The organism is Pseudomonas sp. LB3P31, assembly GCF_054897945.1.
In genome coordinates, this window is record NZ_CM142710.1 from 3786166 (window position 1) to 3813056 (window position 26891).

Consider the following 26891-nt stretch of genomic DNA (forward strand, 5'->3'; position numbering starts at 1 on the left):
CAATCACTGAGCGCTGCTTTCCTGCTGCTCAACGGTTTTTCCGCTGGCGGCGGTGACGCCGTTCGCGGGCATCGCGCTGGCCGGTCCGGCGCCGTAGCGGGCGCTTAACTCGGCGTAGGCGGGCTCGCGCTTGAAACGCTTGAGTTCGGCACCGAAACGCTGCACCAGCAAATCCATGCCCGCATTGCGGCGCACTGCGAGATATTGGCTCTGTTCACTGATAATCAATGGGTTTTCGGTGATCTGGTCGCGAATGTTCAATTCGTCAATGAGGTGCTGGCCCACTCGGCGGTCGGTGATCAACAGATCGATCCGCCCCCGTACCAATTTGCCGAAGTTGGCCTCGTGGCTGGGCGCCGGCTCCCTAGTGAACAGTGTCGATTCACTGAAATCGGGGCTGTACAGGTAGCCCGGCGAGGTGCCAATCGTCAGGCCACGCAGCGCTTCGAGAGATTTGAACGGGTGAGGGCGGGCGTTGGCGTAGAACATCACGAATTGTACTTGCGACAGCGGCTCGCTGGGGTAGAGCAGGGTGGCGTCGCGCTCGTCACTGTGAAAAATGTCCAGCGCCCCGTCCGCCTGGCCTTGCTCCAGCATCGACAGGCAACGCTTCCAGGGCAGGAATTGCCATTGCACTTCAATGCCCAGGCGCTGGAAGACAATGTCGGTGGTTTCATAGTCCAGCCCCATTGCCTTGCCGTTCTCCTCGTACACATAAGGTGCCCAAGGCTCGGTGACAATGCGCAGTTTCTCGCCCCGAGCTGTAAAGCTCAGGCACGTGAATAAAATCACCGTCAGTAACTGTGAGATCAAAGGCATGGCTTGAGATTACGACGAGAAACCGGAAAGAGCCAGAAACTGGATCGAGAAGCTCTATCTCCGTGGATTGACGCACAATAAAAGGGCGTTAAAAGCAAAAGATCGCAGCCTTCGGCAGCTTCTACAGGGATTAAACAAACCCGGCGTAGGAGCTGCCGAAGGCTGCGATCTTTTGATCTTGCCTTTTATTTCGATCTTGCTTTTTACTTAACGCGGCAACTTCAGGTTATTCCACACCGCCAGGCTCGGCTCAGCCTGGTTCAACGTATAGAAGTGCAACCCAGGCGCTCCACCTTGCAGCAACCGTTCGCACATCTCGGTAATGACCTGCTCGCCAAAGCCCTGAATACTCCGAGTGTCGTCGCCATAGGCTTCCAGCTGCTTGCGAATCCAGCGCGGGATTTCCGCACCGCAAGCATCGGAGAAGCGCGCCAACTTGCTGTAGTTGGTGATCGGCATGATGCCCGGCACGATCGGGATGTTCACGCCCAGTGCCCGCACGCGCTCGACGAAGTAGAAGTAGCTGTCGGCGTTGAAGAAGTATTGGGTGATCGCGCTGTCGGCGCCAGCATTGGCCTTGCGCACGAAATTGGCGAGATCGTCCTCGAAGTTGCGTGCTTGCGGATGCATCTCCGGGTAAGCAGCCACTTCGATGTGGAAATGATCGCCGGTTTCTTCACGAATGAATTCAACCAGGTCATTGGCGTGACGCAATTCGCCGCTCGCCATGCCCATGCCCGAAGGCAGGTCGCCGCGCAGGGCAACGATACGGGTAATGCCGGCAGCCTTGTACTGGGTCAGCAGGCCGCGCAGGTCGTCCTTGCTGTCACCAACGCACGACAAGTGCGGAGCGGCCGGGACTTTGACTTCGCTTTCGAGCTGCAACACGGTGTTGATCGTGCGATCACGAGTCGAACCGCCCGCGCCGTAGGTGCAGGAGAAGAAATCGGGGTTGTACGTAGCCAGCTGACGGGCAGTGGCGAGCAGCTTTTCATGCCCAGCGTCGGTCTTGGTAGGGAAGAACTCGAAGCTGTAGCGACGGTCTTGGGACATGGTCATATCCTTGGAAACACGTAAACCTGTGAGGCTTGCACATCCCATGTGGGAGCGGGCTTGCTCGCGAATGCGGTGTGACATTCAACATTGATATCGACTGACACACCGCATTCGCGAGCAAGCCCGCTCCCACAGGGAGAGCAGGCAGCAGGACCGATCAGTAGCGGTAAGCGTGCGGCTTGAACGGACCTTCAACAGTCACGCCGATGTAATCAGCCTGTTGCTTGGTCAGTTGAGTCACAACACCACCAAAGCCGCGGACCATTTCCAGGGCCACTTCTTCGTCGAGTTTCTTCGGCAGTACTTCCACAGTCAGGCGCTCGGCTTTCTGGGCTGGCGACAGGTCGGCGTACTTCTGGCCGAACAGGAAGATCTGCGCCAGAACCTGGTTGGCGAACGAACCGTCCATGATGCGGCTCGGGTGGCCAGTGGCGTTGCCCAGGTTTACCAGACGGCCTTCGGCCAGCAGGATCAGGTAGTCGTCGTTCTGGGCATCGAATGCACCAGCGCCTGTGCGATGGATCTTGTGCACCTGTGGCTTCACTTCTTCCCATGCCCAGTTTTTGCGCATAAAAGCCGTGTCGATTTCGTTGTCGAAGTGGCCGATGTTGCAGACAACAGCGCGCTTCTTCAGAGCCTTGAGCATGTTCGAGTCACAGACATTGACGTTGCCGGTGGTGGTCACGATCAGGTCGATCTTGCCCAGCAGCGCTTTGTCGATGCTTGCTTCGGTACCGTCGTTGATCCCGTCGAGGAACGGCGAAACCAGCTCAAAACCGTCCATGCAGGCCTGCATGGCGCAGATCGGATCGACTTCGGAAACCTTGACGATCATGCCTTCCTGACGCAGGGACTGAGCGGAGCCTTTGCCCACGTCACCGTAACCGATGACCAGCGCTTGCTTGCCGGACAGCAGGTGGTCAGTACCGCGCTTGATCGCGTCGTTCAGGCTGTGACGGCAGCCGTACTTGTTGTCGTTCTTGCTCTTGGTCACCGAGTCGTTGACGTTGATGGCCGGGATTTTCAGCTCGCCTTTGGCCAGCATGTCCAGCAGGCGGTGAACGCCGGTGGTGGTTTCTTCGGTCACGCCGTGGACGCGGTCGAGGATCGCCGGGTACTTCTTGTGCAGCAGCTCGGTCAGGTCGCCGCCGTCGTCGAGGATCATGTTGGCATCCCATGGCGCGCCATCTTTCAGGATGGTTTGCTCCAGGCACCACTCGTACTCTTCTTCGGTCTCGCCTTTCCAGGCATAAACCGCGATGCCGGCAGCGGCGATAGCGGCAGCGGCCTGATCCTGAGTCGAGAAGATGTTGCAGGACGACCAGCGCACTTCGGCACCCAGGGCAACCAGGGTTTCGATCAGCACGGCAGTCTGAATGGTCATGTGGATGCAGCCGAGAATCTTCGCGCCCTTGAGCGGCTGCTCACCGGCGTACTTGCGGCGCAGACCCATCAGGGCTGGCATTTCCGATTCGGCGATAATGGTTTCGCGACGGCCCCAGGCAGCCAGGGACATGTCGGCGACTTTGTAATCGGTAAAATCTGCAGGCGTGATAACAGCGCTCATGAAGAGCCTCCATTCGTAATGTATGCGAATGGGCGCCGTTGTGCGTTTAGTGTCCGGTCGCGGTGACCAGGCAACGCCCCATCCGAGCCTGACAGGTTGAACCTGCTGCAGCGCCCCTCGGACAGGTGGCGGGAAAACGGTAGCAATGGATCTTTACCGTTTTGAAACGGAGGCGATTATAGCGGGCTATGCTGATCTTCCAAAGCCTTTCTGCAGGTCAATGTCTGAACGGTAATCGACCCCATAGTCGATGGTGAATAGAGCTCTAGCCCGGGCTCTGCCATGATGCTAACCATCATTCGGCAAGACGCTCAGGAGTGAATATGAATTTCCACACCCGCAAATGGGTAAAACCCGAAGACCTGAACCCCAACGGCACGCTGTTCGGCGGCAGCCTGTTGCGCTGGATCGACGAAGAAGCGGCGATCTACGCCATCGTCCAGTTGGGCAATCAGCGCGTGGTCACCAAGTACATTTCCGAAATCAACTTCGTCAGCGCCTCGCGTCAGGGCGACATCATCGAACTAGGCATTACCGCCACCGAGTTCGGCCGTACGTCTATCACCCTGACCTGCGAAGTGCGCAACAAAATCACCCGCAAAAGCATCCTGACGGTTGAGAAGATGGTGTTCGTCAACCTGGGTGAAGACGGGTTGCCTGCGCCCCACGGCCGCACCGAGATCCTGTACGTCAAAGACCAATTCCAGGATTAGGACAAACCCATCTTTGGCAGCAACGAGTGGGAGCAACCTGTGGGAGCAAGGCTTGCCCGCGATGGCGTCATCGGCCACACCGGGGAAACGAGGTGAACCCATCGCGGGCAAGCCTTGCTCCCACAGGGAATGATCTGCCGAGGTCAGTGAACAGCTCCGAAACGCGCATGTCGTATCTACATCTCACGTCACCGGTTTCGGAGCTCTATGGACACTCAAAAAGACGGCAAGACCCCGAATCTCTCGGCCCAGGAAAAACACGACGTCGACAAGAACCAGCCGCCGCGCGCCGCGGTGCTGCACGAAATCATCCGCACCCAGGGTGATCAGGAGCTGGAACGCAGCGTCGCTGCACTCTGGTGGTCAGCCCTCGCCGCCGGCCTGACCATGGGTCTGTCGCTAATGGCCATGGGCTTGCTCAACTCCCGTCTGCCGGACGGCGAAGCCTTCAAGGTGATCGCCAGCTTCGGCTACTGCGCCGGGTTCCTCGCGGTGATCCTCGCCCGCCAGCAGCTGTTTACCGAAAACACTCTGACGGCCGTGCTGCCGGTGATGACCAAGCCCACGCTGAATAATTTCGGACGGCTGCTGCGCCTATGGAGCGTGGTGCTGGTAGGCAACCTGTGTGGCACGCTGCTGGTCGCCTACGTCATGCTGCACCTGCCGATTTTCGACACCAAGACCGACCTGGCTTTCCTCGATATCGGGCGCAAGGTCATGGAGAACGATGCCAGTAAGATGTTCGCCAAAGGCATCGTTTCCGGTTGGATGATCGCCACCATGGTCTGGATGATTCCTTCGATGGAAAGCGCCAAGATGTGGATCATTATCCTCATCACGTACCTGATGGCGCTGGGGGATTTCACTCACATCGTGGTCGGGTCGGCCGAGGTCTCATACCTGGTATTTGCCGGCGAGTTGTCCTGGAGTGATTTCTGGATGGTGTTTGCCGGGCCGACGTTGGCAGGCAATATCATCGGCGGCAGCTTTATCTTTGCGCTACTCAGTCATGCGCAAATCCGCAGCGAGAGTGGCCCGCCGAAACAGGGTGCGGATCAGCAGCCTGATCCGCAAAAGCCTGAAAAGTAATCAGTGATGCCCGGCCTGTGCCGCTGGCGCAGGCTCATCACGGCAGGTGGTGGCATTGCCAGTAGAGTGCCCATTCGGCTATATCGCCCCGGCCCGGTTCTTGTAGTAGCCGAACGCAGGCTTCGTCAGCTGCTACAGGGTCGTGATCTTCAAATTGACACCGCTGGAGATCTGGCCGTGGATTCTGGCATCGGCGGCCTTCGAGCTGCTTTATCGTTATCTGTTGATCCAGGCTTATCTGGTCGGCGATCTCGGGCTGGTGTATCCGCTGATGCGCGGTTTGTCGCCGCTGGTGGTGCTGGCGCTGACCCTGATTTTCGCCGGGGAGGTGCTGACGCATCAGCAGATCTTCGGCATTTTGCTGATCCCGATCGGCATGCTCTGCCTTCTGTGGCAGGGTGGGGGCGGGGCGCGTCTGCCCTGGTCGATGCTGCCGGTGGTGGCGTTGATCGGCCTGTGCATTGGTTGCTACACCTTCATCGATGGCCAGGCGTTGCGGCGCTGGTCACATCCGCTGGATTACCTGGTCTGGGTCACGTTGATCAGCGCCTGGCCTTTCCCGCTGCTGGCGCTGGTAAGCAAGCGGCCGGCGTTCATGCTGTTCTGGCGTGAACAGTGGTGGTTGGGGTTGGCGGTCGGATTCTGCGTGTTGTTCAGCTACGCTCTGATGCTATGGGCCATGCAGCTGGGCTCGATTGCCGAAGCGGCGGCATTGCGCGAGATCAGCGTAATCCTGGTGGTGCTGTTCGGCATGCGCTACCTGAAAGAACCTTTCGGCCGACTGCGGCTCTTAGCCTGTGGGCTGGTAATGATTGGCATACTGGTGATGAAGTTTTAACGCTGAAAACAATTCTGGAACTTGAAAAGGGACTGCTTTATGACGGTTGCTCTGTGGTGCATCTTGATCGCGATTTTCCTGCCCTACCTGTGTGTGGGCGTGGCCAAGATCAGTGGTGGGTACAGGTTGAAAGACAACCATGATCCCCGGGATTTTCTCGACTCGTTGAATGGTCTGGGTCGGCGCGCCCATGCGGCGCAACTGAACAGCTTCGAAGTAACCCCGGCATTTGCTGCGGCGGTGATCGTGGCGCACCTGGCGGGCAATGCGGAGCTGGTGACGATCAATGTGCTGTCGGTGTTGTTCATTACCAGCCGGTTGCTCTACATCATTTGTTATCTGGCGGACTGGGCGATCTTGCGGTCGCTGGTGTGGTTTGTGGGGATGGGGTTGATTGTGAGTTTGTTTGTGGTGTCGGCATAAGGTCAAAAGATCGCAGCCTCGGTGCCCTCGACAGCTCCTACAGGGAGCTGTGTAGGAGCTGTCGAGTGAAACGAGGCTGCGATCTTTTAGAGCCTTCAGGGATTATCAGCCACCTGAGGCACCTGCGGCAACGCCGCCCCCTTCGGCCACAACATCCATATCTGCCCCTGCTGTTTCATATCTCCAGCCAGTTGCCCGGCCGCTTCGCCAGTACCCCAGAACAGATCCGCACGCACTTCGCCGGCAATCGCGCCGCCCGTGTCCTGGGCCGCTACCGGCCGCACCAGCGCCGTACCGTCCGGGCGAGTGGTGGATAACCACAACAGACTGCCCAACGGAATCACCTTGCGATCCACTGCCGCGCTGTAGCCGGCTGTTAGCGGAACGTTAAGCGAGCCGCGCGGGCCTTCGTTGCTGTCCGGGTTGCGGGTGAAAAACACGTAGCTCGGGTTGCTGCCCAGCAGTTCCGGGATGCGCGCCGGGTTGGCCTTGGCCCAATCACTGATGGCGCCCATGGTCACGTCTTCTTTTTTCAGCTCGCCCTGTTCCACCAGCCAGCGCCCGATCGGCCGATACGGATGACCGTTCTGATCGGCGTAGGCAATGCGCAGCTGGCGACCGTCATCCAGCTGGATGCGACCCGAGCCCTGGATCTGCAGGAATTGCAGGTTCATCGGGTCGGTCAGCCAGGCCACGACGGGCGCTTTGACCCCTTTGGTCTCTATGGTTGCAGCATCGTCGTAAGGCTTGAGCACTCGACCTTCGAGGCGTCCGCGCAGGCGCTTGCCTTTGAGCTCGGGGTAGATGCTGTCCAGCGAGACGATGATCATGTCCTCCGGCACGCCGTACACCGGAATATTCGCGACTGTGGTCTGGGTCAGGCTGCCGGGGTAGACCGGTTCGTAATAACCGGTGATCAGGCCGTTGGGATTGTCGTTGGCGGCACGCAGGCCGTAGACATCCAGATGTTGCTTGAGGAATCCGCGGATTTCGCTGGCCGTTGGCTGCACGTTGGCGGAGGCTGCGCAGGTCGCGCCCCAGACCGCGTCGGCCTTAAGTCTGGTGCAGGCACTGCGCCACGAACCGAAACCGGCGATCAGGTCGCTATCGGACACCGTTGGCAGGGCCTCCCAGGTGGCACTGGAGTAAGTCGCCAACGCGTGGGTTTTCGGTGGAGTGCTCTCGCCGCCGGTGCAGCCAGCGAGCACGGCTACCATCGGTAGGGTCCAGGACAGGCGAGGGCGCCATGCCTTGATGCAGCTGATCATGGAGTAATTCCTTTGCCGGTTGTTTGAGTGCTCCATGCGCCCGAACAACCCATATTGATAATAGGGCTATTGGTCTTTACCGATGACGCGAGGATACTGGCCGCCGTTCCCGTGACCTGAAGCCACCATGATTCTTAAAAGACTTTCCGTTGTATTGCTGGCCTGCCTGACATTGACTGCTTGTGGCGGCGTCGACCCGAATTCGCCGCTGGGCCAGCGCAAGGCGATCTTCAAACAGATGCTCAAGACCGGCGAAGACCTGGGGGGCATGCTGCGCGGACGCATTCCATTCGATGGCGCGAAATTCGCCGACGGTGCCGTGAAACTCGATGCGTTGTCCCATGAGCCCTGGAAGCATTTTCCCCAGGTGCGCGAAGAAGATCACACCAGCGCCAAGGATGAAGTCTGGCAGAAGCAGGCACGTTTTCAGGAAATGGCCCGCACCCTTGAAGCCGCCACCGGTGAGCTGGTGATTGCGAGCAAGGTTCAACCCTACAAGGCCAGCAACCTGGGGCCGGCGGTGCAGAAGGTTGAAGATGCCTGTAGTGCCTGTCATAAAGAGTTTCGGGATCATTGATATGCAGTGTCCTGACTGACGTCATCGCGAGCAGGCTCACTCCTACAGGTGGAATTCGTTCACTGTAGGAGTGAGCCTGCTCGCGATAACGTCAGTGGGGACAACCGAAACCTCCAGTCATTATTGAAACTTACTTATCCAACACATCCAGCGCTTCCTGCAATTCCTTGCGCGACTCGGCGAGTTTGTCCTTACGTTTGTTGATCTTCTCCGGGTCGCCCTTCTTCATGGCCTTGTCCAGATCCGCCTGGCGCTTGCTCACTTCGTGCTTGGCGTCCAGAGCCTTGTTCTCCCGCTCTTTCTTCAGCGACGCGTCGGTGCAGTTCGCTGTGACTTCACTCAAGGCTTTTTCCAGGCCAGCCTGCTGTTCCGCGTTGCCGTGAGACTTGGCCAGTTCGATCTGATTGATGATGCCTTGCTTCTTGGCAGCGCAACCGGTCAGGCCGGGAGCCTCTTCAGCAGCCATCAGTGGAGCGGCCATCACGCTGCAAAGAGTCAGCAGGGCGAGCGGGGAAAGAAATTTCATAGATGCTCCATGTGCATAAGCAATCGGTCACAGTGACGATGGGCTGTTAGAGCCGGATCGACACCTTTGGGTTCCCGTATGCGCGGACGAGCCGGCCGCTAAAAACCGTCAACTCCCGCCATACGTAATGTTTCGCTCAAGGCCAGGACCTGCGGGTCGCGGAAAAATGCGCTCAATTGCGCCGCGCGTCCCGGGCCGATGCCGGCTTCGGCCTGCCAGTGTTCAGTTTCGCGTTGCGCCAGGGCCTGCCAGGATTCAGCCAGTTTTACCTGACCGGTTGGCGGCATGCCCAACGCTTGTAGCCAACGAGCGAAGGGACGCTGTCGCGCGTTGTTGAAGCCGTCTAAAAGCTGAGCCGTGTTGCGCTCGCCGAAACCGTTAATGTTAGCAAGCTCTTGAGCATCGAGGGTCAACCAATCCAGCAGACCGTTCAAGCGGCCTGTTTCGAGAAGTTTCTCCCAGGTGCCGGGGCCGACGTGGGGAATGGCCAATCCCTGCTTGCCGCTGAGCCAGGTCAGGCGCGCGAGAAACTGGCTTTCGCATCCTGTGGTCGGCTGCCAGCAACTGAGTGGGTGATAGTCCGTTGCCTTTGGGACTTCCAGATGCGCACGCTCGACGCTGCGCAATACCACTCCGTCCAGCCTGGGGATGGTCAGGCCGGCCAGGCTGATGGAAACCTGGTCGCCGGTACGGATGTCCAACGCTTCCCAACGGGCCAGGGAGCCAACGCTGACCCGCCTGATCTGCCGGTCATCGAGCTGTATCGGTGCCACATCCAGCACCGGAGTGATCCGGCCAGTGCGACCGATATTGAAGTGGACCTTGCGTACTTCGGCCAGCGCCTGGGCGAACGGATATTTCCAGGCAACGATCCAGTAGGGTGCCTTGGCTTGCCAGCGATCTGCAGAAGGGCGCTGGTCCTGGCGCAGGACGATACCGTCGCTGGCAAAGGGCAGGGCCGAGCGATACCAGCGATCACGCCAGCGTTCGACTTCGGCAAAGTCGCCGATCGGGTGACTGAAGGGCGCCGTGCTGGCAAATCCCAGTTCATCCAGAGCGGCGATGCGCGCAGGCAGATTCGCCGGGCCCTCTGGCCAGTCCCACACGAACAGACCGATGCCTGCGGCGTGCTCCGGGCTCAGTTGCTTGCGGGCCATCAGCCCGGCCACATTGCCCCGGGCATTGAGGCTGCCGGCACTGGCCTGAATGTGACCGTCCAGCCGCCAGTAGAGTTCACCCTGCACCACCAGGTCCAGCGGCTTCGAGAGCTGTTGAGGGATCCCGGTAATCTGCCGCGCCGGGGCGGTCCAGTCTTTGCCCTGAACTCCGTTGCCGCGACTGATCGCTTGCACCAGTAGGCCGTTTTGGTACACCAGGCTGACTGCCACGCCGTCGACCTTGGGCTGAATCCAGACATCGCTACGCCCGTTCAGCCAGTCTTCGACGGCGGCGCCGTCACTGAGTTTTGCCAGACCTGTGTGTGGGATGGGGTGGGGAATCGTGCCAGCTGCGGTGCGCAAGGGATCAGCCGAACTGCCCAGGTTGTAGCATCGCTGCCACGTCGTCAGTTGCGCGCGGGCTTGATCGTAGAGTTCATCGGCAACCATGGACTGGCCCAGGCGATGATAGCTGTCGTCCCATAGGTCGATCTGTTTTTGCAGGGCTGTGATTTCGTCCTGGGCACGGGCGAGCGGCCAGTCGGGGCATTGGGCGGCGAGGGTGTTGAGGGAGAGGAGGGTCAGAAAAACAGCAATCAACAGGCGCATCGTGAGCGTCCTTGCTCAGTAGGGGTGGTTGGAGATTAGTCAGTTTTCGCTCTTGAGAATGTCGGTATTTGTTCAGCGTGTTGCGAAGAGCAGGATCAAAAGATCGCAGCCTGCGGCAGCTCCTACAGTGGGATCGCGTACACCCGTAGGAGCTGCCGAAGGCTGCGATCTTTTGATCTTCCGATCTTGAGGCAACAAAAAGCCCCACACGGCGAACCGTGCAGGGCTTTGGGTGCCGCCGGGAAAATCTTACAAACCAGCAGCAGCGCGCAAGGCGTCGGCGCGGTCGGTTTTTTCCCAGGTGAACGTGGTGAAGGTATCGTCGCCCACGGTCTTGGTTTCCGGCGTGCGGCCGAAGTGGCCGTAGGCTGCGGTTTCCTGGTACATCGGGTGCAGCAGGTCGAGCATGGTGGTGATTGCATACGGACGCAGGTCGAACACTTCACGCACCAGGTTGATGATTTTGTCATCGCTGATCTTGCCGGTGCCGAAGGTATTCAACGAGATCGAAGTAGGTTGGGCTACACCGATTGCGTAGGAAACCTGAATCTCGCAACGCTCGGCCAGGCCCGCGGCGACGATGTTCTTGGCCACGTAACGACCGGCGTAGGCCGCGGAACGGTCAACCTTCGAAGGATCCTTGCCGGAGAACGCACCGCCACCGTGACGGGCCATGCCGCCGTAGGTGTCGACGATGATCTTGCGACCGGTCAGGCCGCAGTCACCCACCGGGCCACCGATGATGAACTGGCCAGTCGGGTTGATGTGGAACTGGGTGTCCTTATGCAGCAGCTCGGCAGGCAGTACGTGCTTGACGATCAGCTCCATCACGCCTTCGCGCAGGTCTTTGTACGACACTTCAGGGTTGTGCTGGGTCGACAGCACCACGGCGTCGATACCGACGACCTTGCCGTTCTCGTAGCGGCAGGTAACCTGGGACTTGGCGTCCGGACGCAGCCACGGCAGCAGGCCGGATTTGCGGGCTTCAGCCTGACGCTGCACCAACTGGTGAGAGAAGGTGATCGGTGCTGGCATCAGCACGTCGGTTTCGTTGCTGGCGTAGCCGAACATCAGGCCCTGGTCGCCGGCGCCCTGATCTTCAGGCTTGGCACGGTCAACACCCTGGTTGATGTCAGGGGACTGCTTGCCGATGATGTTCATCACGCCGCAGGTCGCGCCGTCGAAACCGACGTCGGAGCTGGTGTAGCCGATGTCAGTGATTACGTCACGAACGATCTGCTCCAGGTCAACCCAGGCCGAGGTGGTGACTTCGCCGGCGATGATCGCCACGCCCGTTTTCACCAGAGTCTCGCACGCCACGCGGGCGAACTTGTCTTCAGCAATGATTGCGTCCAGCACCGCATCAGAAATCTGGTCGGCGATTTTGTCCGGATGCCCTTCAGACACGGACTCGGAGGTGAAGAGGGAGTATTCGCTCATCTCGATGTTTTCCTGAATTTACCGATGGTGAGTGTCGCCAGCCGGCCGCTGAAAGTGGCGGACCTGAATCTGGAAACCATTACGTAAGCCTACATAGAGGCTTTCCCCGGGAGCGAGTCCCGCAGCGGTGGCCCAACGGGCCAGATCGTCCTGTTCAAACCCCAACCAGAGATCACCGCAGGCCTCCTTGGCCCAACTCTGGTTGTGGCTACATAACTCTGTCACTAACAGGCTACCGCCTGGTTTCAGCAAAACGGCCATGTGCTTGAGAGCATCGGCCGGTGCGGCAAAATGGTGCAGCACCATGTTCAGTACTACGCAGTCGGCTGTCAGGCTGACCCCGTTCAATGCGTCGGCGAGCTGCAGGCTGACGTTGGCCAAGGCTTCGCGCTCACACACCTGGCGCGCCAGTTCGAGCATGGCCGGGCTGTTATCCAGTGCCGTGACGTGCATGAAACGACGTGCCAGTTCCGGCAGGAAAGCGCCGTCACCGGGGCCGACTTCGATGGCCGTGGCGCTCTCGGCGAAACCCAGCTTGTCGAGCAGTGCCACGACGCTGTCGCGGTACTGCGGCAGGCCGGCAATCAGGTCCTGCTGGGCGCGAAATTTCTCCGCAACCCGTGAGAAAAAATCCTGGCTGGCAGCGGCACGTTGCCCGTGCACCTGACCGATCCGCGATTGCACGTCGGCAGGCAGGGTCAGGTTATCCACTTCCTCGAGCAGGGCGGCATGCAGCTTTCCGCCCAGCAGGTCGGTGTGGGGCAGGGCACGACGGTAGAAGATCGCATTGCCTTCACGGCGTGTCGCCACCAGGTCGGCCTGGGCCAGCACCTTGAGGTGGTGGCTCATGCCCGACTGACCCATGCCGAAGATCTGCGCCAGCTCCAGCACGCCAAACGAGTCGTTGGCCAGCACGCGCAACACATTCAGACGCAAAGGATCGCCGCCGGCCTTGCAAAGGGCCGCCAACTCATCGCAGTCGTCATGTTGAATGGATGGCACGCGTAAATTCATAAGGCCGGCAGTCTAATCACGGGTCGAAAGCATCGCAAGAGCAATATCAAAAAGTTTTGATATTGCTCGATAGATGGCACTTCCAGCCGCCTGCTTTAGTCTACAAACCTGCAGCGGAAAGGTTTCACCCACCGAAACCACTGCCTGGCGTGGGAAAAACGTCCTCAGATGACTATCTGTCATTGCCCCGAGGCCGGTCGGTGAGGGAAAATGCTCGCCTTTTTTCCGATTCGTTTTATTCACTCTCGATTCAGAACCCGCAGGAGAACAGCGATGCCCAGCCGTCGTGAGCGTGCCAACGCCATTCGTGCCCTCAGCATGGATGCTGTGCAAAAAGCCAACAGCGGCCATCCCGGTGCCCCTATGGGTATGGCGGATATCGCCGAAGTACTTTGGCGTGACTACCTGAAGCACAACCCGAGCAATCCATCGTTCGCCGACCGTGACCGCTTCGTGCTGTCCAACGGCCATGGCTCGATGTTGATCTACTCGCTGCTGCACCTGACCGGCTACGACCTGTCGATCGATGACCTGAAGAACTTCCGCCAGCTGCACAGCCGCACTCCGGGCCACCCGGAACTCGGCTACACCCCGGGCGTTGAAACCACCACCGGTCCATTGGGCCAAGGCCTGGCCAATGCCGTGGGTTTCGCCCTGGCAGAAAAAGTCATGGCGGCGCAGTTCAACCGTCCAGGGCACAACGTTGTCGACCACCACACCTACGTGTTCCTGGGTGATGGCTGCATGATGGAAGGCATTTCCCACGAAGTCGGCTCCCTGGCCGGTACTTTGGGCCTGGGCAAGCTGATCGCCTTCTACGATGACAACGGCATTTCCATCGACGGCGAAGTCGAAGGCTGGTTCACCGACGACACGCCAAAGCGTTTCGAAGCCTATAACTGGCAGGTGATCCGCAACGTCGACGGTCACGACCCTGAAGAAATCAAGACAGCCATCGAGACTGCCCGCAAAAGCGCGCAGCCGACGCTGATCTGCTGCAAGACCACCATCGGCTTCGGTTCGCCGAACAAGCAGGGTAAAGAAGACTGCCACGGCGCTCCTTTGGGTGATGCGGAAATCGCACTGACTCGCACCGCGCTGAACTGGAACCACGGTCCGTTCGAAATTCCGGCTGACATCTACGCCGAGTGGGACGCCAAGGAAGCCGGTGCGGCTGCCGAAGCCGAGTGGGACAAGCGTTTCAACGATTATTCCGCAGAATTCCCGGCGTTGGCGATTGAGTTGATGAGTCGTCTCAACGGTGATCTGCCACTCGACTTCTCCGCTGCTGCAGACGAGTACATTGCTGAAGTTGCTGCGAAGGGCGAAACCATCGCCAGCCGCAAAGCCAGCCAGAACGCCCTGAATGCCTACGGTCCGCTGTTGCCTGAACTGCTGGGCGGCTCCGCTGACCTGGCGGGTTCCAACCTGACCCTGTGGAAAGGTTGCAAAGGTGTTACCGCCGACGACGCCAGCGGCAACTACGTGTACTACGGCGTTCGCGAGTTCGGCATGAGCGCGATCATGAACGGGGTCGCCCTGCACGGCGGCCTGGTGCCTTACGGCGCGACGTTCCTGATGTTCATGGAATACGCACGCAACGCCGTGCGCATGGCCTCGCTGATGAAAAAGCGCGTGGTGTTCGTCTACACCCACGACTCCATCGGCCTGGGCGAAGACGGCCCGACTCACCAGCCGATCGAGCAATTGACCAGCCTGCGCAGCACGCCGAACCTCGACACCTGGCGTCCAGCCGATGCCGTGGAATCGGCGGTGTGCTGGAAACTGGCGATCGAGCGTAAGGACGGCCCTTCGGCGCTGATCTTCTCGCGTCAGAACCTGCAGCATCAGGAACGTGATGCCGGCCAGATCGCCGCTATCGCCCGTGGCGGTTACGTGTTGAAAGATTGCGTGGGCGAGCCTGAGCTGATCCTGATCTCCACCGGTTCGGAAGTGGGCCTGACGGTTCAGGCTTACGACGAGCTGACCGCCCAAGGTCGCAACGTGCGTGTGGTATCGATGCCTTGCACCAGCGTGTTCGATGCCCAGGATGCCGACTACAAGCAATCGGTTCTGCCGTTGCAGGTCAGCGCCCGTATCGCCATCGAAGCCGCGCACGCGGACTACTGGTACAAGTACGTGGGCCTGGAAGGACGCGTCATCGGCATGACCACCTACGGCGAGTCGGCGCCTGCGCCAGCCTTGTTCGAAGAGTTCGGCTTCACCCTGGAAAACATCCTGGGTCAGGCTGAAGAGCTGCTGGAAGACTAAGACGCAACGCGGCGGTTTTGGACCGCCGCGATCCCTGTAGGAGCTGCCGAAGGCTGCGATCTTTTGATCTTGATCTTATAAAGATCAAAAGATCGCAGCCTCGTTTCACTCGGCAGCTCCTACAGGGGTTGTGTTGTTAACGCGAGCTTATCGAGAACCCCATGCCCCAACCGCGTCCCTACAAAGTTGCACTCAACGGCTACGGCCGCATTGGTCGTTGCGTCTTGCGTGCGTTGTTCGAGCGAGGCGAGAAGGCCGGGTTTGAAATTGTCGCGATCAACGATCTGGCGGACATGGCCAGCATCGAATACCTGACACGCTTCGACTCCACCCACGGGCGTTTTCCCGGGGAAGTGAAAGTCGACGGCGATTGTCTGCATATTAATGGCAACTGCGTGAAGGTCCTGCGCAGTGCCACCCCCGAAGGCATCGATTGGGCGTCGCTGGACGTCGATCTGGTGCTCGAATGCTCCGGTGCCTACCACACCCGCGAAGACGGCCAGCGTTTCCTCAATGCTGGCGCACCGCGAGTGCTGTTTTCCCAGCCGATGGCCAGCGAGGCGGATGTCGACGCTACCATCGTCTATGGCGTGAACCAGGATTGCCTGACCGGCGCCGAGCTGCTGGTGTCCAACGCGTCCTGCACCACCAACTGCGGCGTGCCGCTGTTGCGCTTGCTGGACAAGGCTATCGGCCTGGATTACGTGTCGATCACCACCATTCACTCGGCGATGAACGATCAGCCAGTGATCGACGCCTATCACCACGAAGACCTGCGCCGCACCCGTTCGGCGTTCCAGTCGGTGATTCCGGTGTCCACTGGTCTGGCGCGTGGCATCGAACGCCTGCTGCCGGAACTTGCCGGCAGAATTCAGGCCAAAGCCGTGCGGGTGCCGACGGTGAACGTGTCCTGCCTCGACATCACGATGCAGACTGCCACCGCCACCGATGCCACCGAGATCAACCGGATCCTGCGCGAGGCGGCCACCAGCGGCCCGCTCAAGGGGCTTCTGGCCTACACCGAGTTGCCGCACGCCAGCTGTGATTTTAACCACGACCCACATTCGGCGATCGTCGATGCGAGTCAGACCCGCGTTTCCGGCCCCAAGCTGGTGAACATCCTGGCCTGGTTCGATAACGAATGGGGTTTTGCCAACCGAATGCTGGACGTTGCAGAACACTATCTGCAAGCAGCTTCGCCACTCTCTGCTTCTCAAAAGCCGTAACTCAGGAAATGCGACCCATGACCGTGTTGAAGATGACCGACCTCGATCTGCAAGGTAAGCGCGTACTGATTCGCGAAGACCTCAACGTCCCAGTCAAGGACGGTGTTGTCACCAGCGATGCGCGTATCCTGGCCTCGCTGCCGACCATCAAGCTGGCCCTGGAAAAAGGCGCGGCCGTGATGGTCTGCTCGCACCTTGGCCGTCCGACCGAAGGTGAGTTCTCGGCCGAGAACAGCCTCAAGCCAGTCGCCGACTACCTGAGCAAGGCCTTGGGCCGCGAAGTGCCGCTGGTAGCTGATTACCTGGGTGGCGTCGACGTCAAGGCTGGCGACATCGTCCTGTTCGAAAACGTGCGCTTCAACAAGGGCGAGAAAAAGAACGCTGACGAACTGGCCCAGCAATACGCTGCCCTATGCGACGTGTTCGTGATGGATGCCTTCGGCACCGCTCACCGCGCCGAGGGTTCGACCCATGGCGTGGCCAAGTTCGCCAAAGTCGCGGCCGCTGGCCCGTTGCTGGCCGCCGAACTGGACGCACTGGGCAAAGCCCTGGGCGCCCCGGCTCAGCCAATGGCTGCCATTGTTGCCGGCTCCAAGGTCTCGACCAAACTCGACGTGCTCAACAGCCTGAGCCAGATCTGCAACCAGCTGATCGTCGGCGGCGGCATTGCCAACACCTTCCTCGCTGCTGCCGGTCATCCGGTCGGCAAGTCCCTTTACGAACCGGACCTGCTGGACACCGCTCGTGAAATCGCCGCCAAGGTCAGCGTGCCGTTGCCGGTGGACGTGGTGGTGGCCAAGGAGTTTGCCGAGAGCGCGACGGCGACCGTCAAGCTGATTGCCGACGTCGCGGCCGACGATATGATCCTCGACATTGGCCCGCAGACTGCGGCGAACTTCGCCGAACTGCTGAAGTCCTCGAAAACCATCCTGTGGAACGGTCCGGTCGGCGTATTTGAATTCGACCAGTTCGGTAACGGCACCAAGGTGCTGGCCCAGGCCATCGCTGAAAGCTCGGCGTTCTCCATCGCCGGCGGTGGCGACACCCTTGCGGCGATCGATAAGTATGGCGTTGCCGACAAGATCTCCTACATTTCTACCGGCGGCGGTGCGTTCCTCGAATTCGTCGAAGGCAAGGTGCTGCCGGCTGTTGAAGTCCTGGAAAGCCGGGCCAAGGCCTGAGTAGGCTCAGTTGACCAGGAAAGGGAGTGTTCACATGGTCAAGACGTTAGCGCTATTGATCGTCGCGGTGTCGCTGGCGGCTTGCGGGAGTAACCCGAAAGCCAAGCCGGAGCCTGCTCCGTCCGAGGTGGAAAAAGGCTGCTACCAGGCTGACTGGCAAGCCGAAACCAACCCGGTGATCAACAAGCGTTCCGGGCCTGATGGCCTGGACAAATATGAGACACAGACCCCGGCCAAGGAACGTGGTTGCCCTTGATGGGTCTGACTCTTTACCCAGGGCTGGCGGCGCATGTCGTCGGTCGAGGAACGCGGATGAAAGGTTTTATCGCCATTACGGCGCTGGCATTGCTGGCAGGTTGTTCGAATTTCAACCTGTTCACGCCTGCCGAATCGACAGACAGCTGGACAACCTGGACCTGCGACAGCCAGGCCAAGGTGCTATGGCGGTTTACCGATCCGAGCCGTGAGGCAGTCGACGTTCGCCTGGGCGGCGCCGATCAGGTCTACCGCCTGAAGCAGGAGCCGGGTGCGTCGGGTGCGCTGTATAGCAACGACATGCTGGCGTTTCACATGAAAGGTGAGGAAGGCCTGGTTTACTGGGTCGCCACCAATGATTTGATTGGCCGTGGGTGTAAAGCGCCGTAATTGACACACCACAGATCCAATGTAGGAGTGAGCCTGCTCGCGATAACGGTCCGACAGTCGCTGCACTGTTGAATGCCAGACTGCTATCGCGAGCAGGCTCACTCCTACAGGGGGTCTGCGTAACACCGAATTCGCAGCCCGGACTAACCCCCGATCTGCAATAACTTGAATAGCCGCCGCCGCTACGGCAGGCTGGCACGATTAACGACCCAAACCGGGAGAGACACACACAATGGCACTTATCAGCATGCGCCAGATGTTGGACCACGCAGCCGAATTCGGCTACGGCGTTCCAGCCTTCAACGTCAACAACCTTGAGCAGATGCGCGCCATCATGGAAGCCGCTGACAAGACTGACTCCCCGGTGATCGTCCAGGCTTCGGCCGGTGCTCGCAAATACGCCGGCGCACCGTTCCTGCGTCACCTGATCCTGGCCGCCATCGAAGAGTTCCCGCACATCCCGGTGTGCATGCACCAGGATCACGGCACCAGCCCTGACGTCTGCCAGCGCTCCATCCAACTGGGCTTCAGCTCGGTGATGATGGACGGTTCCCTGGGCGAAGACGGCAAGACCCCGACCGACTACGACTACAACGTCCGCGTAACTCAACAAACCGTAGCCTTGGCTCACGCCTGTGGCGTTTCGGTTGAAGGCGAGCTGGGTTGCCTGGGTTCGCTTGAAACCGGCATGGCCGGCGAAGAAGACGGCATCGGCGCCGAAGGCGTGCTGGATCACAGCCAGATGCTGACCGATCCGGAAGAAGCCGCTGACTTCGTCAAGCGCACTCAGGTCGATGCCTTGGCCATCGCCATCGGCACCAGCCACGGCGCCTACAAGTTCACCAAGCCACCTACCGGCGACGTGCTGGCCATCGACCGCATCAAAGAGATCCACAAACGCATCCCGAACACCCACCTGGTGATGCACGGTTCGTCTTCGGTGCCTCAAGACTGGCTGGCGATCATCAACCAGTACGGCGGCGACATCAAAGAAACCTACGGCGTACCGGTTGAAGAAATCGTCGAAGGCATCAAGCACGGCGTGCGCAAGGTCAACATCGACACCGACCTGCGCCTGGCGTCCACCGGCGCGATGCGTCGCCTGATGGCCACCAACCCGAGCGAATTCGACCCGCGTAAATTCTTCGGCGCCACCGTCATCGCCATGCGCGACGTGTGCATCGCTCGCTACGAAGCCTTCGGTACCGCAGGCAACGCTTCGAAGATCAAGCCGATCTCCCTGGAAGGGATGTATCAGCGTTATCTGAAGGGTGAGCTGAACGCCAAGGTCAATTAAGCCTGGGCTTCAGTTGGCATCTAAAAAAACCCGCAGCGATGCGGGTTTTTTTTGTCCTGTAATTTCTCTGACGAAAGGTCATTTAAATGTCCGTTATAGGGGACATAATCGCCTAGGAATAGTCAAAAGTCCGATATAGGTAACATTATGCTTATCCTGAGCCCGCCGGCACTCGGCAAGAGAATACGTGCGTTGCGTCGCGCCAAAGGCTTCAGCCAGGAGCAGCTAGCGGACAAGGCCAACTGTAACCGCAAAACCATTATTGACCTGGAAGCTGGGGAGAATGTCGCCATTTACACCTTGTTCAGAGTAATTTCGGCGTTAGGCATGGCGCTCGAAATTGTCGACAAACGAATAGACCTCAAATCTCTCTCTGATTTGGTAGAGCACTATGAGTAAGGTCAAACTGCTCAACGTGATGACCCCCCAAGGGCAATCGGGCGTGCTTTCCAGAGGATCTCAGTTTTCGTATGCCTACACGTCTGCGGATGCGAAGCGCGAGGTCTCGCTGGTCATGCCCTATGACCCAACACCTTCTGTCAGCAACGTGTTGCATCCGATATTCGATATGAACGTGCCTGAGGGTTTTCTGGCCGATCAGATTAAGCGTCGCATGGCCAAGCACATGCAAGTGGATGAGATGCGCCTGCTATCGGTGATAGGTGGAAATCAGATCGGACGCCTCACTTATCAAAATCCGGCAGAGGCATCAGCCGCCGTCCGGGCTCAGGTTGGGCTACAAGAAATCCTGTCGTCCAATACCTCACAAGGTGTCTTCGACTTCCTTGTTGATACTTACTTCGAGTCGGGTATCTCGGGCGTGCAGCCTAAAGTACTGGTGCCGGATCTGGACAAGCTGGCGGGTGGCCGAAAAACCATGCTCAGCTCCGACCTGATTGTTAAGTCGGGAGCTGACGAGTACGCACATCTCGCTCAGAACGAATTTCTCTGCCTGGAAGCCGCGCGTCTTGCCGGCCTGGAAACCCCGCCCTTCTGGCTTTCTGAAAGTGGTGATCTGTTTGTTATGGAGCGGTTCGACCTGACTGCGTCCGGTCGGCTTGGGTTTGAAGACATGGCAGTTTTACTGAGTCTGAACAAAGACCCCCACGACAACTACAAGTACTCCCAGAGCTATGAGACGCTGGCGGCTGTCATTGGTCAGGTGTGCCGGTACGGCGAACCGGTCCGTGAACTTGAACGGTTTTTTTCCTCGGTCTGTCTGTCCGTCATGGTTCGCAATGGTGACGCACATTTGAAGAATTTCGGTGTGATCTACACCCATCCCGAGGCGCTGGAGTCTGTACGCCTGGCCCCCGTTTTTGATGTGACTACTACGACGGTTTACCAGAACTACAACCCCAAGTCCGGACGGTCGTTGGTGGATCGCACCTTGGCCATCAAGATGAACAAAGTAAAAACTTATCCAGACCGACAGCAGTTGATTGAATTTGGTCGCAAGCATTGTGCGGTCGATAGGCCGGCGGTAATTATTGAGCGGATTGCCGAGGCAATGACTGGCGCGCTGGAAACCAATCGACACCGTATAGACAGTGAGCTGTTTTCGGATATGCAAACTGAATGGGATGCAGGACGCCTAATGGCGCTGAATGAGTCGATAACCCCAAGGCTCAGGCGCAAACCTGTCGTGATCGACTTGAACAAAAAGATTACATAAGCCGGGTTGGCCCCGTTTTATATTGTTGACAGATCTATCTGCGCTGCGCGTTGCGCGAGTACTGATCGACCAGCAGCTGCGGGTGGGAAAGCAGATGCTCAGATAGAGATTTTATAATTAAGAAAAACCCGCAGCGATGCGGGTTTTTGTATTTAAATATCGATTATCGCTCGTCGGCCATATCAAGCCCGCGCTGTTCAATCACGCGGAAAATATCGCTCACATCCTGAAGCAGGATTCTGGCCACGTTGGTCACAGTATTGACGTCGTTTTCGGTGCAGTCGGGCTGACTGGTGCAAGCCATCAAGTGTAGATAATGAAGAACTGCATTCAGTCGTTCGCTAACGCAATTGTGGAGCTCGCGTAGCGGGGCGTCGCTGTCGATGAGCAGGACGGGATAGTCGGTGGTGAATTGGGACATGGGGGTGAAGCGGCGGGGCGGATTGTTAATTGTCATGAAGCTCCTCGAATCTATAGGAAGAGCTACTGCCATTCGCTGCGAAACGAATCGGGTGGTAGCTGTGTGCGGGTTCGCAGACCGAGGATACGAGGAACCCGGCAGACCCGAAGGTCTCCCACACACAGCCACCATAAAACGGACTACGGGCTGGGAAGCGACCGTCGTTGCTTTTTATGATGCTCGGTAACTACACGTATCGTAAGGGCTGCGAAACCCTGCCGCCGACTGCTGTCGATGACGGGACGAACTATAAGCGGCGAACCTGATGGCTGCAACCGGACAGCAGGATCGTTGCAGGATGATGTGGCAAGAATAAACAGATCAAATAGTCGACGTTGGCCGTATTTCTCGGTTTGGCGCACATATCAAAGAGCCTTAGAATCCGCATAGCTGCGGGTGTCGTAGTGTCTGAAATCCATGGTCCTGCGCGCGATGCGCGGCTAATGATCGACCAGCACCTGCGGGTTCGAGGAGCCCCACGAGGTATAAAGCTCCGCCAACAGCACACCAGTGACGTCTTCGATTTCGGCCTGGGTGATTTCGGCATCACCTTGCTTTCCGAACAGCACCACCTCGTCGCCGCCTCTGACATCGTTCATGTCGGTGACGTCGACCATCAGCGTATTCATCGACACTTTGCCCACCACGGGCACGCGATGACCGTTGATCAACACGTGGCCTTTGTCCGTGAATGCGCTGCGATAGCCGTCTGAGTAGCCCACAGTAACGTTGGCCAGTTTCGAGTCCCGGGTCAGGGTGTGGGCGCGGTCGTAGCCGACAGTGCTGCCTTTTGGGTACGCGTTGACCGAGACGACTGTGGATTTGAATTGCATCACGCGCTGGTACTCGGTGCGGGTGGTGTCGCCGAATAGCGCTCCGCCAGGCCGAACCATGTCCAGGTGCGACTCCGGTACTTCAAGAGTGGCGAAGGAGTTGGCTGCGTGCAGGGTGATTTTGCTGCGATCAAGCTGAGCTTCCTGTATCAGCCAAGCCGCTTGCTTGCTGAAGGTTGCAAGGCCTGTGCGCACGTCGGCACTGTCCTCGAAGGGGAAGTGGGTCATGATCCCCCGTACCTCCAGGTTCGGGACCTGGGTAATGGCGACAGCGTCATGGCGACCTTCGGGTGTGGTTAGGTCCACTCCATTGCGGCTCATTCCCCCGCTGTTCAAAGCCAGATGTACGACCAGTGGGATGCCGTGTTTTTGTGCAACCGAGCTGGCATGCATCACGAAGTCCAGATTCCCCACCAACTCCTCCAGATTATAGGGAAGGGCGCCCTCCAACTCGTACAGGCCAGCGGTGCGAACACGGACCAACTGTCCGCTGAAGCCGCTATCACGCACGGCTCTGGCTTCTGCATTATTGGCAACACCCACGCACGGCACACCCAAGGCGATCACGGACGGAGCAAGCAGGCCGATACCGTGACCATAAGCGTCGGCCTTGAGCACAGCGCAGAGTTTTGACTGGTCGGCGAGAACTGTTTGCAGGGTACGAATATTATGTTAGAAGGCCGTTTTGTTGATTTCGACCCAGGCGTTGCCGGCTTTGATGTCGGCTTGGCGGACGCCATCAATGTTCGGCTGCGACGGTGCGGCGATGGCTGGGTTTAACAGTATGAGGCTACCCAGAGTGAGGGCAAGCAAGCTACGGCTTCGGTGCATCGGGCGAGTCTCCATGACATTTTGTAGCGGGCAATTGCGCGGATGAGGTGCAGATCGTCCTACAAAAATGCTAATGGAGTGATTGGCGTTGTGTAAGTGCACATTTTGGTGCGCGACCAGGCCGGCAGCAGGCGAGGACTTAGTCCTCGAACGCAGCCTCGCGGGCTCGGCAGCGGTTACAGGATGCGGCATGGTTGCGCTCTTGGGATTGATCAAGAAGGCTGCTTACTTGTCGTGATCAATATCCAGCTTGCTGAAAGTGACCTTCGCCCCTTCGCTTTTGTAGCCAGTATTGTCCTGCACATAAACCCCCGCCTTGAAGTACAGCGGTTTAACCCGCCACGTGGCGCTGATGTTGGTATCCCATTGATAGCCTGCCGCACTGATGCCTAGTGCTCCGCCGGGGCTGAGGTGGATCAGGTAGGAGAACTGCTGGTCAAGTTTGATGCCGGTCGCAACGGTGATCACCCGACCTTCGCCGTCATCGGGGTGCATGCGCACTTTGGCGACGATGTTTCCCGACTGAGTTTTGGTTTTGTACTGGTACTCCAGTTTCACCATCGGTTTCTGGCTTTCATACGCGTGGATCTGGCCGATCACCAGCTTGCCCGAGCTGGGCACCTGGTTCACCGCGAGGGTAGCGCGCAGGGAGTTGTCGGCGTCGGGGTATAGCCAATTGCGTAGTGTGCCGTTGCTGTAGGTCTCACGAAGTTCGGTGCGCGGGTACTTCGCGTTTTCGGTGCGGGAGCCGGTCACCGGTGACCAGAAGAACAAGGTGCCGGTGTCGGAATGGAAGTATTGATCCTTGAAGCCCTTCACCAGTTTTGCCGTTTCTACGGTGTAGGGCGGGTTGCCGACGGGAACACTGAGGTTCCAGGTTGCGAGATCGATCATAGACAAAGCTTCCACAAATTTTGCTGCACGCACGTACCAGACGCTCTAGCACGCACCTTGGAGGCGGTCTTTATAAGCGTAGAAAGCGGCGTTGTTAACGCAAAACTGACAGATGGATGACGTCAAAATCCTGTTAAAAGGCCATCTCCCCCGGTTTTAGCGGCCTGCAGCCGTGACCGTTAGTCGGCGAATTTACGCTTTAGTTACATGATGGCGCTCTGACACCTACTGCTTTCCTGGATCCAGGTCTAGAGTGATGGCTTGGTTTGTCCGGTTTTGACAAGAAACCGGCCTGACTCCCCGAACGAAGAGAAGCAGCATGGAACGCGGGCAACTTACGCCAGGTGACGGCCATTCAATCCTGTTGATCGTCGACGATTACCCGGAGAATCTGGTCAGCATGCGTGCGTTGCTGGAGCGCCAGGACTGGCAAGTCATGACCGCTGCCTCGGGTTTCGAAGCGCTTGGCCTGATGCTCGAACATGACGTCGATCTGGTGCTGCTGGACGTGCAGATGCCCGGCATGGACGGCTTCGAAGTAGCGCGTCTGATGCGTGGCAGCCAGCGCACTCGCCTGACGCCGATCATTTTCCTCACTGCCAACGAGCAGTCCCAGGACGCCGTGCGCAAGGGCTATGCCAGCGGTGCGGTGGATTACCTATTCAAGCCATTCGATCCGCAGATCCTCAAGCCGAAAGTCCATGCACTCCTTGAACATCAACGCAATCGTCGTGCCCTGCAGCGCCTCAGCCATGACCTGGAGCTCGCCCGCGCCTTCAACGCATCCGTGCTGGATAACGCCGCCGAAGGCATTCTGGTGGTCGATGAGGGGGGCCTGATTCGTTTTGCCAACCCGGCCATGTCGCGAATGCTCAGCGCCACCGTGCAGGAACTGCAGGGCAAGGAGTTCCTGGATTTCCTGCAGAAACCACACATTGCGCTATGGGCGGATTCCGATCTGCTGGCTGGCTACAAGAGGGGTGAAACCCTGCGCCTGCACGATGCGGTGCTGCGCACTGCACCCAATCAGCAGGTGCCGGTTGCCCTGTCCTGCGCGCCACTGCCCGCGGAGCAGCACGCGATGGTGGTGACGGTGCTCGACATGTCGGTGGTGCGCCACCTGCATCAGCAGCTGGAATTCCAGGCCATCACCGATCCCCTGACCGGGTTGCTCAACCGCCGGGGTTTTTATCAAACCGTTGAAAACCTGCTGCTGCGTGGCGAGCGCTCCGATAGCGCGTGGGTGCTGCTGTATCTGGACCTGGATGGCTTTAAACGGGTCAACGATTCTCTTGGCCATGACGCCGGGGATCGGGTGCTGCGTTGGGTTTCCGAGCAATTGAAGGCCTGCTTGCAGCCCCTTGATATTCTCGCGCGGATGGGCGGCGACGAGTTCACGGCGCTACTTGACCTGGAGTTTCCCGAGCAGGCAGCGAGGATTGCCGAGAAGCTCATCGAGCGGGTGTCGGTCTGCCAGCAGATCGACGGGCTGGATGTGGCGCTGGGTGCCAGCATCGGCATCGCTACCTTTCCGGATTGCGGCTCCAGCCTCGATGGTCTGCTGCGCGCGGCGGATATTGCCATGTACGAAGCCAAGCGGGCCGGGCGCCAGCAGTATCGCTTCTACGACCACGAAATGAATGGCCGTGCGCGGTCGCGATTGATGCTTGAAGAGAGTGTGCGCGACGCCATCGAGAACCGTGATTTCAATCTGGTCTACCAGCCTCAGGTGGCGATTGACGGCGGGCAGATCCGCGGATTCGAAGCCTTGTTGCGCTGGCAGCATCCGAGTGTCGGCGATGTGCCGCCAGGGTTGTTTTTGCCGTTGCTGGAAGAAGCGCGGCTGATCAGTCGCCTGGGCAGCTGGATCTACCAGCGCGGAGCGGGCCAGCGCAAGGCGTGGGAAACCCTGTTTGCCGAAGACCTGGTACTGGGTGTCAGTTTGAGCAGCACGCAGTTCGGCATGCCGAATCTGGTCACCGAATTGCGTCAGGTGCTGGAGCGCCATGGCTTGCAAGCGCGGCATCTTGAAGTGGAGATCACCGAGGAGGCGCTGGCACAGAACCCCGAGGAAACCCGCAAGCAACTGCACCTGCTGCGCAACCTTGGGGTGCGGATCGCGCTGGATGATTTCGGTTCCGGTGCCTGCTCGCTGGCGCATCTGCGCGACCTGGAGCTGGATACGTTGAAAATTGATCGACATGTAATCGCGCGGTTGCCCCAGTCATCGCGTGATGCGGCGCTGGTCAGCAATGTGATTGAGCTGTGCCGCCAGTACGGGATCCTGGTCATCGCCGAAGGCGTGGAAACCGTTGCGCAATATGAATGGCTGCAGACTCATGGATGCGCGTACGTACAGGGCTACCTGGTGGCGCGGCCGATGATGGCCGAGGACGTCGGCGCATTCGTCCAGCCATTCGACTGGGACGCGCTGCTCCGGTGAATTCGCTACACTGGTGACCTGTTCGTGATTGATGTTGCC

General features: G+C 58.9%; 23 protein-coding genes, 2 pseudogenes and 1 riboswitch. Of the genes and pseudogenes, 14 read left to right on the plus strand and 11 right to left on the minus strand.

The window, feature by feature from the left end:
* Positions 1-3: 3 nt before the first annotated feature.
* The 3 genes from ACYZTK_RS17150 to ahcY all read right to left on the minus strand — a co-directional run bounded on the left by ACYZTK_RS17150 (position 4) and on the right by ahcY (position 3442).
* Complete coding sequence (locus ACYZTK_RS17150) at positions 4-819, minus strand: substrate-binding periplasmic protein (RefSeq protein WP_462010973.1); 816 nt, start codon at positions 817-819, stop codon at positions 4-6.
* A gap of 207 nt (positions 820-1026) precedes the next feature.
* A complete protein-coding gene (metF, locus tag ACYZTK_RS17155; protein ID WP_045059849.1) occupies positions 1027-1872 on the minus strand; it encodes a methylenetetrahydrofolate reductase [NAD(P)H] in 846 nt (281 codons plus the stop codon).
* A 160-nt stretch (positions 1873-2032) separates the two neighbouring features.
* Positions 2033-3442 carry an adenosylhomocysteinase gene (gene ahcY / locus ACYZTK_RS17160; protein WP_462010974.1) on the minus strand — a complete coding sequence of 470 codons (1410 nt, stop codon included), beginning with the start codon at positions 3440-3442 and terminating at the stop codon, positions 2033-2035.
* A gap of 23 nt (positions 3443-3465) precedes the next feature.
* A riboswitch (S-adenosyl-L-homocysteine riboswitch) is annotated at positions 3466-3567 on the minus strand.
* Positions 3568-3765: 198 nt separating this feature from the next.
* Between ahcY and ACYZTK_RS17165 the strand changes: the two genes are divergently transcribed.
* The 4 genes and pseudogenes from ACYZTK_RS17165 (at position 3766) to ACYZTK_RS17180 (ending at position 6505) form a co-directional block, all read left to right on the plus strand.
* Positions 3766-4155: an acyl-CoA thioesterase gene (locus ACYZTK_RS17165; RefSeq protein WP_462010975.1), complete on the plus strand. Its 390-nt coding sequence runs from the start codon at positions 3766-3768 to the stop codon at positions 4153-4155.
* Positions 4156-4362: 207 nt separating this feature from the next.
* Entirely contained in the window at positions 4363-5244 is an 882-nt protein-coding gene (locus tag ACYZTK_RS17170) for a formate/nitrite transporter family protein (RefSeq protein WP_462010976.1), read from the plus strand.
* 160 nt (positions 5245-5404) lie between these two features.
* Positions 5405-6082 (plus strand): annotated as a pseudogene (locus tag ACYZTK_RS17175) (EamA family transporter); the annotation flags it as partial.
* A gap of 39 nt (positions 6083-6121) precedes the next feature.
* Positions 6122-6505, plus strand: coding sequence for an MAPEG family protein (locus tag ACYZTK_RS17180; RefSeq protein ID WP_462010977.1), 384 nt, complete (start codon positions 6122-6124; stop codon positions 6503-6505).
* Between the two features lie 95 nt (positions 6506-6600).
* Here ACYZTK_RS17180 and mltA read toward each other — a convergent pair whose 3' ends face one another.
* Positions 6601-7773: a murein transglycosylase A gene (gene mltA, locus ACYZTK_RS17185; RefSeq protein ID WP_462010978.1), complete on the minus strand. Its 1173-nt coding sequence runs from the start codon at positions 7771-7773 to the stop codon at positions 6601-6603.
* A 127-nt stretch (positions 7774-7900) separates the two neighbouring features.
* Here mltA and ACYZTK_RS17190 point away from each other — a divergent pair, with 127 nt between their 5' ends.
* On the plus strand, positions 7901-8350 hold the full coding sequence (locus ACYZTK_RS17190; RefSeq protein WP_462010979.1) for a c-type cytochrome: 450 nt from the start codon (positions 7901-7903) through the stop codon (positions 8348-8350).
* A gap of 130 nt (positions 8351-8480) precedes the next feature.
* Here the strand turns inward: ACYZTK_RS17190 and ACYZTK_RS17195 are convergent, their stop codons facing one another.
* The 4 genes from ACYZTK_RS17195 to ACYZTK_RS17210 form a co-directional block, all read right to left on the minus strand.
* Entirely contained in the window at positions 8481-8876 is a 396-nt protein-coding gene (locus tag ACYZTK_RS17195; RefSeq protein ID WP_462010980.1) for a DUF1090 domain-containing protein, read from the minus strand.
* A gap of 98 nt (positions 8877-8974) precedes the next feature.
* A complete protein-coding gene (gene ligB / locus ACYZTK_RS17200; RefSeq protein WP_462010981.1) occupies positions 8975-10642 on the minus strand; it encodes an NAD-dependent DNA ligase LigB in 1668 nt (555 codons plus the stop codon).
* A gap of 249 nt (positions 10643-10891) precedes the next feature.
* Positions 10892-12082, minus strand: a complete 1191-nt coding sequence (metK, locus tag ACYZTK_RS17205; RefSeq protein WP_462010982.1) for a methionine adenosyltransferase — start codon at positions 12080-12082, stop codon at positions 10892-10894.
* 18 nt (positions 12083-12100) lie between these two features.
* The gene (locus ACYZTK_RS17210) at positions 12101-13096 is read right to left on the minus strand and encodes an ArsR/SmtB family transcription factor (protein WP_462010983.1); all 996 of its coding nucleotides are present in this window, start codon (positions 13094-13096) and stop codon (positions 12101-12103) included.
* Positions 13097-13369: 273 nt separating this feature from the next.
* Between ACYZTK_RS17210 and tkt the strand changes: the two genes are divergently transcribed.
* The 8 genes from tkt to ACYZTK_RS17250 all read left to right on the plus strand — a co-directional run bounded on the left by tkt (position 13370) and on the right by ACYZTK_RS17250 (position 21391).
* Positions 13370-15367, plus strand: coding sequence for a transketolase (tkt, locus tag ACYZTK_RS17215; protein WP_462010984.1), 1998 nt, complete (start codon positions 13370-13372; stop codon positions 15365-15367).
* 161 nt (positions 15368-15528) lie between these two features.
* Positions 15529-16593 carry an erythrose-4-phosphate dehydrogenase gene (gene epd / locus ACYZTK_RS17220; protein WP_462010985.1) on the plus strand — a complete coding sequence of 355 codons (1065 nt, stop codon included), beginning with the start codon at positions 15529-15531 and terminating at the stop codon, positions 16591-16593.
* 17 nt (positions 16594-16610) lie between these two features.
* A complete protein-coding gene (locus tag ACYZTK_RS17225; RefSeq protein ID WP_462010986.1) occupies positions 16611-17774 on the plus strand; it encodes a phosphoglycerate kinase in 1164 nt (387 codons plus the stop codon).
* A 34-nt stretch (positions 17775-17808) separates the two neighbouring features.
* Entirely contained in the window at positions 17809-18030 is a 222-nt protein-coding gene (locus ACYZTK_RS17230; RefSeq protein ID WP_462010987.1) for a hypothetical protein, read from the plus strand.
* A 56-nt stretch (positions 18031-18086) separates the two neighbouring features.
* Complete coding sequence (locus ACYZTK_RS17235; RefSeq protein ID WP_462010988.1) at positions 18087-18419, plus strand: MliC family protein; 333 nt, start codon at positions 18087-18089, stop codon at positions 18417-18419.
* 232 nt (positions 18420-18651) lie between these two features.
* The gene (gene fba / locus ACYZTK_RS17240) at positions 18652-19716 is read left to right on the plus strand and encodes a class II fructose-bisphosphate aldolase (protein ID WP_462010989.1); all 1065 of its coding nucleotides are present in this window, start codon (positions 18652-18654) and stop codon (positions 19714-19716) included.
* A gap of 147 nt (positions 19717-19863) precedes the next feature.
* Complete coding sequence (locus ACYZTK_RS17245; RefSeq protein WP_462010990.1) at positions 19864-20115, plus strand: helix-turn-helix transcriptional regulator; 252 nt, start codon at positions 19864-19866, stop codon at positions 20113-20115.
* Positions 20108-21391 (plus strand): type II toxin-antitoxin system HipA family toxin, encoded by a 1284-nt coding sequence (locus ACYZTK_RS17250; RefSeq protein WP_462010991.1) that lies wholly within the window; start codon positions 20108-20110, stop codon positions 21389-21391. The genes ACYZTK_RS17245 and ACYZTK_RS17250 overlap by 8 nt, the downstream gene beginning before the upstream one ends.
* 163 nt (positions 21392-21554) lie before the next feature.
* Here the strand turns inward: ACYZTK_RS17250 and ACYZTK_RS17255 are convergent, their stop codons facing one another.
* From ACYZTK_RS17255 to ACYZTK_RS17265, 3 genes and pseudogenes are all read right to left on the minus strand, one after another.
* On the minus strand, positions 21555-21848 hold the full coding sequence (locus ACYZTK_RS17255; protein ID WP_462010992.1) for a fructose-bisphosphate aldolase: 294 nt from the start codon (positions 21846-21848) through the stop codon (positions 21555-21557).
* 443 nt (positions 21849-22291) lie between these two features.
* Positions 22292-23515 (minus strand): annotated as a pseudogene (gene alr, locus ACYZTK_RS17260) (alanine racemase).
* A gap of 225 nt (positions 23516-23740) precedes the next feature.
* Complete coding sequence (locus ACYZTK_RS17265) at positions 23741-24409, minus strand: polysaccharide lyase family 7 protein (protein ID WP_462010993.1); 669 nt, start codon at positions 24407-24409, stop codon at positions 23741-23743.
* A 319-nt stretch (positions 24410-24728) separates the two neighbouring features.
* Between ACYZTK_RS17265 and ACYZTK_RS17270 the strand changes: the two genes are divergently transcribed.
* The gene (locus ACYZTK_RS17270; protein WP_462010994.1) at positions 24729-26852 is read left to right on the plus strand and encodes a putative bifunctional diguanylate cyclase/phosphodiesterase; all 2124 of its coding nucleotides are present in this window, start codon (positions 24729-24731) and stop codon (positions 26850-26852) included.
* Positions 26853-26891: the final 39 nt, after the last annotated feature.

What these genes read in the sequence shown, in the direction of transcription:
- ACYZTK_RS17150 (WP_462010973.1), bottom strand. Translation starts at nt 819, where the DNA reads ATGCCTTTGATCTCACAGTTACTGACGGTGATTTTATTCACGTGCCTG.
- metF (WP_045059849.1), bottom strand. Translation starts at nt 1,872, where the DNA reads ATGTCCCAAGACCGTCGCTACAGCTTCGAGTTCTTCCCTACCAAGACC.
- ahcY (WP_462010974.1), bottom strand. Translation starts at nt 3,442, where the DNA reads ATGAGCGCTGTTATCACGCCTGCAGATTTTACCGATTACAAAGTCGCC.
- ACYZTK_RS17165 (WP_462010975.1), top strand. Translation starts at nt 3,766, where the DNA reads ATGAATTTCCACACCCGCAAATGGGTAAAACCCGAAGACCTGAACCCC.
- ACYZTK_RS17170 (WP_462010976.1), top strand. Translation starts at nt 4,363, where the DNA reads ATGGACACTCAAAAAGACGGCAAGACCCCGAATCTCTCGGCCCAGGAA.
- ACYZTK_RS17180 (WP_462010977.1), top strand. Translation starts at nt 6,122, where the DNA reads ATGACGGTTGCTCTGTGGTGCATCTTGATCGCGATTTTCCTGCCCTAC.
- mltA (WP_462010978.1), bottom strand. Translation starts at nt 7,773, where the DNA reads ATGATCAGCTGCATCAAGGCATGGCGCCCTCGCCTGTCCTGGACCCTA.
- ACYZTK_RS17190 (WP_462010979.1), top strand. Translation starts at nt 7,901, where the DNA reads ATGATTCTTAAAAGACTTTCCGTTGTATTGCTGGCCTGCCTGACATTG.
- ACYZTK_RS17195 (WP_462010980.1), bottom strand. Translation starts at nt 8,876, where the DNA reads ATGAAATTTCTTTCCCCGCTCGCCCTGCTGACTCTTTGCAGCGTGATG.
- ligB (WP_462010981.1), bottom strand. Translation starts at nt 10,642, where the DNA reads ATGCGCCTGTTGATTGCTGTTTTTCTGACCCTCCTCTCCCTCAACACC.
- metK (WP_462010982.1), bottom strand. Translation starts at nt 12,082, where the DNA reads ATGAGCGAATACTCCCTCTTCACCTCCGAGTCCGTGTCTGAAGGGCAT.
- ACYZTK_RS17210 (WP_462010983.1), bottom strand. Translation starts at nt 13,096, where the DNA reads ATGAATTTACGCGTGCCATCCATTCAACATGACGACTGCGATGAGTTG.
- tkt (WP_462010984.1), top strand. Translation starts at nt 13,370, where the DNA reads ATGCCCAGCCGTCGTGAGCGTGCCAACGCCATTCGTGCCCTCAGCATG.
- epd (WP_462010985.1), top strand. Translation starts at nt 15,529, where the DNA reads ATGCCCCAACCGCGTCCCTACAAAGTTGCACTCAACGGCTACGGCCGC.
- ACYZTK_RS17225 (WP_462010986.1), top strand. Translation starts at nt 16,611, where the DNA reads ATGACCGTGTTGAAGATGACCGACCTCGATCTGCAAGGTAAGCGCGTA.
- ACYZTK_RS17230 (WP_462010987.1), top strand. Translation starts at nt 17,809, where the DNA reads ATGGTCAAGACGTTAGCGCTATTGATCGTCGCGGTGTCGCTGGCGGCT.
- ACYZTK_RS17235 (WP_462010988.1), top strand. Translation starts at nt 18,087, where the DNA reads ATGAAAGGTTTTATCGCCATTACGGCGCTGGCATTGCTGGCAGGTTGT.
- fba (WP_462010989.1), top strand. Translation starts at nt 18,652, where the DNA reads ATGGCACTTATCAGCATGCGCCAGATGTTGGACCACGCAGCCGAATTC.
- ACYZTK_RS17245 (WP_462010990.1), top strand. Translation starts at nt 19,864, where the DNA reads ATGCTTATCCTGAGCCCGCCGGCACTCGGCAAGAGAATACGTGCGTTG.
- ACYZTK_RS17250 (WP_462010991.1), top strand. Translation starts at nt 20,108, where the DNA reads ATGAGTAAGGTCAAACTGCTCAACGTGATGACCCCCCAAGGGCAATCG.
- ACYZTK_RS17255 (WP_462010992.1), bottom strand. Translation starts at nt 21,848, where the DNA reads ATGACAATTAACAATCCGCCCCGCCGCTTCACCCCCATGTCCCAATTC.
- ACYZTK_RS17265 (WP_462010993.1), bottom strand. Translation starts at nt 24,409, where the DNA reads ATGATCGATCTCGCAACCTGGAACCTCAGTGTTCCCGTCGGCAACCCG.
- ACYZTK_RS17270 (WP_462010994.1), top strand. Translation starts at nt 24,729, where the DNA reads ATGGAACGCGGGCAACTTACGCCAGGTGACGGCCATTCAATCCTGTTG.